Genomic DNA, 4452 nt, shown 5'->3' with positions numbered 1-4452 from the left:
ACAACCGCCCCGGCGCCCAGCGATCCACCAACTCCGCCCCCACCGGCTCGGCCCCCACCACCAACGCCGTGCCCTCGAGCCCCTGCGGCGAGAGCATCCGCACCGCGGCCGTGGTCTGACTGAGCACGCTGACCCTTTCGGCCACCAACAGCGCATGCAGATCCTTGGGTGAGCGGGCGACCGCATCGGGCACCACCACCAACCGTCCCCCGTGCAGCAACGCCCCCCAGATCTCCCACACCGAGAAATCGAACGCATACGAATGGAACTGCGCCCACACCTGCCCCGGGCTCAACGGCACGCCGACGGCCTGCGCGTCGAACAACCGCGTCACATTGGCATGGCTGACCGCCACCCCCTTCGGCGTGCCGGTGGTGCCCGAGGTGTAAATGATGTGCGCCACATCCTGCGGCGATGGCCCCGCAGGCGCCGTCGCGGGCCGGGCTGCCAGGGCCGGATCGGCCACATCTACCACCGCCAGGTGATGACCCTCCAACGTCTCGGCCAACGCCGCGGTCGTGACCGCGGCGATCGGGGCGGTGTCGGTGAGCATGAAAGCAATCCGCGCCGCCGGCAACGCCGGATCGATCGGCAAGTACGCCGCCCCGGTCTTGAGCACCGCCAGGATCGCGACGATCGCCTCGGCCGACCGCGGGAGGAGCAAGGCGACGGCTTGCCCCGGACCGGCGCCATGCTCAATCAATGCGTGCGCCAACCGATTTGCCGCCTCATCGAGCTCGCGGTAAGTCAACGACCGCCCCTCGAACGTCACCGCCGGCGCACCCGCCCGACGGGCCACCTGCGCGGCGAACAACGCCGGAATCGACGCCGGGGTCCACGGCCGGGCCAGCACCGCCCGACCAGCGGCCCCGTCCAACCAAGCGCGCTCACCGACATCCAACACGTCGACCGCCGACAGCCGCCGGGTGGTGTTGGTCGTCAGTGCGACCAACACCCGCTCCAAACGGGTGATCAGGGCCTCGACGGTGTCGGCGTCGAACACGTCGGTGCGGAACTCGACCGTCCCGTCGACGCCGTCCGGCCGGCCGTCCGCGGTCCAGCGCTCGGCCAGCGAGAACACCAGATCCATTCGCGCCGTGTGGTTTTGAAGCGCCAGCGGGGTGACTGCCACGTCGCCCAGGCTCAGTTCGGCGGGGCTGCCGTTCTGCCAGGTCAGCATCACCTGCACCAGCGGGTGATGGGCGAGGCTGCGGGTGGGGTTGAGCCGCTCCACCAGTACCTCGAAGGGCACGTCCTGGTTTTCGTAGGCCGCGAGGCTGCGCTGCCGCACCTGGGCCAATACCTCACCGAGCGTGGGGTTTCCGGTCAGATCGACCCTGAGCACCAACGTGTTGACGAAGAATCCGACCAGCTCATCCAGCGCCGGATCCTGCCGTCCGGCGATCGGAAAGCCCACCGCCACATCGGACGTCGCGCTCACCTTGGCCAGCAGCACCGCCAACGCGGCCTGGACCACCATGAAGCTCGTCACGTTGTGGTCGCGGGCCACCTCGCGCACGCGCTGCTGCAGTTTCGCCGGCCACTGGACGGTGACGCTGGAGCCGCGATAATCGGCCTCCACCGGGTAGGGCCGGTCGGTGGGGAGCGCGAGGTGTTCGGGCAGGTCGGCCAGGGCCCGTTGCCAATACCGAAGCTGCCCGGCGATGGGGCTGGCGGGATCATCCAGTTCGCCGAACCAGGCGTGCTGCCACAGCGTGTAGTCGACGTACTGCACCGGCAGCGGTGCCCAGGCGGGTGGCTCGCCCGCGCACCGGCTGGCGTAGGCCGCGCCGAGATCGCGCACCAGCGGCGGCAGTGACCACCCGTCGGCGGCGATGTGGTGGGCGACGGCCACCAGCACGTGCCGGTTGGCGGCGACGCGGAAAAGCATGGCGCGCAATGGCATTTCGGTGCTCAGATCGAACGTGTGGCGCGCCGCGGTCTCGATGGCCTCGGTGAGGCGGCTCGGCGACCAACCGCCGGCATCGACCACCCGCCAACCGATGTCGGCCTGCGCGGCGGGGATGACCACCTGCTGCGGTGTGCCCTCGGGTGCGACGAACACGGTGCGCAGGGTTTCGTGTCGGGCCACGACATCGGCCAGCGCCGCCGCGAGCGCATCGACGTCCAGGTCGCCGACCAGTTGCATCGCGGCGGCCATGTTGTAGACGGGCGACGGTCCCTGCAACTGGTCGGTGAACCACAATCGGTTCTGAGCGAACGACAACGGCACCACCGCGGGGCGCGGACCTGCCACCACCCGGGCCGGCCTGTCCTCGGCGGCTCCCAGGCGTGGCGCCAATTGGCGAATGGTGGGGGCCTCGAACAGGGTCCGCACTTCCAGGTGGGCGTCCAGACCGGTGTTGACCGCGGCCATCAACCGCATGGCGGACAAGGAATCCCCGCCCAGGTCGAAGAAGGAGTCGTCGACGCCGACGCGGTCCACCCCGAGCACCTGGGCGTAGATGCCGGCCAGGATCTCCTCGGTCATCGTCGCCGGTGGGCGGTATTCGCTGCCGCGATAGCCGGGTGCGGGCAGGGCGCGGGTGTCGAGCTTGCCGTTGACCGTCAGCGGCAGGTCGTCCATGGCGACGACCGCGGCCGGTACCAGGTAACTGGGCAGCCGCTCGGCCAGGCGGTCGCGGATGTCGGCCGGATCGGCGGTCCCGGTCACGTAGCCCACCAGCCGCTTGTCGCCGGGCCGGTCTTCCCGAAGGACCACGACCGCCCGCTCAACCCCGTCCAAAGCCGTTAGCGCGGTGCGGATTTCGCCGAGTTCGATGCGGTAGCCGCGGATCTTGACCTGTTCGTCGGCGCGGCCCATGTACTGCAACTGGCCATCGGCACCCCAGCGCACCAAATCCCCGGTCCGATACATACGTTGGCCAGGCGCACCGTTCCCGCCGAACGGGCACGCCACAAACCGCGTCGCCGACAACCCCGACCGGCCCACATAGCCATACGCCAAACCCCGCCCGGCCACATACAACTCACCGACCACACCCTCGGGCACCGGCCGCAACCAGCCATCCAGCACAAAGAAGCCCAGATGCGCCAGCGACACCCCGATCGGGCTGGCGTTGCTGTCGACATCACCGTCGACGACCTCCCGAAACGACGCATGCACCGTGGTCTCGGTGATGCCATACATATTGATCAACCGCGGCAGACCCGGATGATGATGCAACCACCGGCCCAGCCGATGCGGCTCGAGCGCCTCCCCACCAAACACCACCGTCTGCAACTTCAACTGCTGACCCAACTCCGGGGCCAACGCATCCGCGGTCTGCAACGCATAAAACGCCGACGGCGTCTGACTCAACACACTGACCTGTTCACGAACCAGCATGGCGTGCAGCTCCTCCGGCGAGCGCACCACCGCATCCGGCACCATCACCAATCGGCCGCCATACAACAACGACCCGAAAATCTCCCACACCGAAAAGTCGAACGCCAACGAATGGCACTGCGTCCACACCTGCCCCAACGCCAACTGCGCATCCAGCGACTCCAACAACTGAGTCACGTTGCGGTGCGGGATCGCCACGCCCTTCGGGGTGCCGGTGGTCCCGGACGTATAGATGATGTAGGCGATGTTGTCCGCCGACGGCGCCGCCAGCCCGCCGCCCGGTTGCGCCGCCACGGCGGGGTCGTCGAAATCGACGATGTCCAAGGCCTGCCCGTCCAGGCGCGAGCGCACCGCCGCGGTGGTCACCGCCGCGACCGGCGCGGCATCACCCAACACAAACTCGATCCGCGCCGCCGGCACCGACGGATCCACCGGCACATACGCCGCCCCGGTCTTGAGCACACCCAAAATCGCCACCACAGCCTCGGCCGTCCGCGGCAACACCACCGCCACCCGCTCGCCCGGGCCCGCACCCCGGCTCACCAACAAGTGCGCCAACCGGTTCGCCGACTCCTCCACCTCGCCATACGTCCACGACCGCTCACCATCGGTAATCGCCACCGCCTCCGGCGCCCGGGCGGCCTGCGCGGCGAACGACTCCGGAATCGAAAACACCACGGGCGCTTGCTCATTCAGCGCCGCGCGGTTACCGATGGCCTCGAGGCGGGCCTGTTCGGACTCGTCGAGCACTTCGATCGATGAAAGCCGCCGGGAGGGATCGGCCGTGAGTTGAACCAGCACCCCTCGCAGCCGCTCGATCAGCCTTTCCACGGTCGCGGTGTCGAACACGTCGGTGCGGAATTCGACCGCGCCGCCGATGCCGGCGGGCTGGCCGTCCTCGGTCCAGCGTTCGGCCAGGGAGAACACCAAGTCCATCCGGGCGACCTGGGTGTCCACCGGCATCGGGGTGACCCGCACATCGCCCAGCGTCAGCCCGGCGGCCGGACCCTCGTGTTGCCAGGGCAGGTTCTGCCAGGCGAGGACGACTTGGATCAGGGGGTGATGGCTGAGGCTGCGGGTGGGACCCAGCCGCTCCACCAAGA

1 protein-coding gene is annotated in these 4452 nt (G+C 69.0%); it reads right to left on the bottom strand.

The features are described 5' to 3' along the window. Window positions 1-4452 (bottom strand): non-ribosomal peptide synthetase (locus A5702_RS24725; RefSeq protein ID WP_156669744.1); only part of this gene is annotated, 4452 nt, incomplete at both ends.

The sequence above is a fragment of the Mycobacterium sp. E3339 genome, assembly GCF_001666915.1.
Classification (GTDB): Bacteria; Actinomycetota; Actinomycetes; order Mycobacteriales; family Mycobacteriaceae; genus Mycobacterium.
The sequence above is the reverse complement of the archived record's forward strand: the minus strand, read 5'-3'. Positions and strand labels throughout refer to the sequence as shown.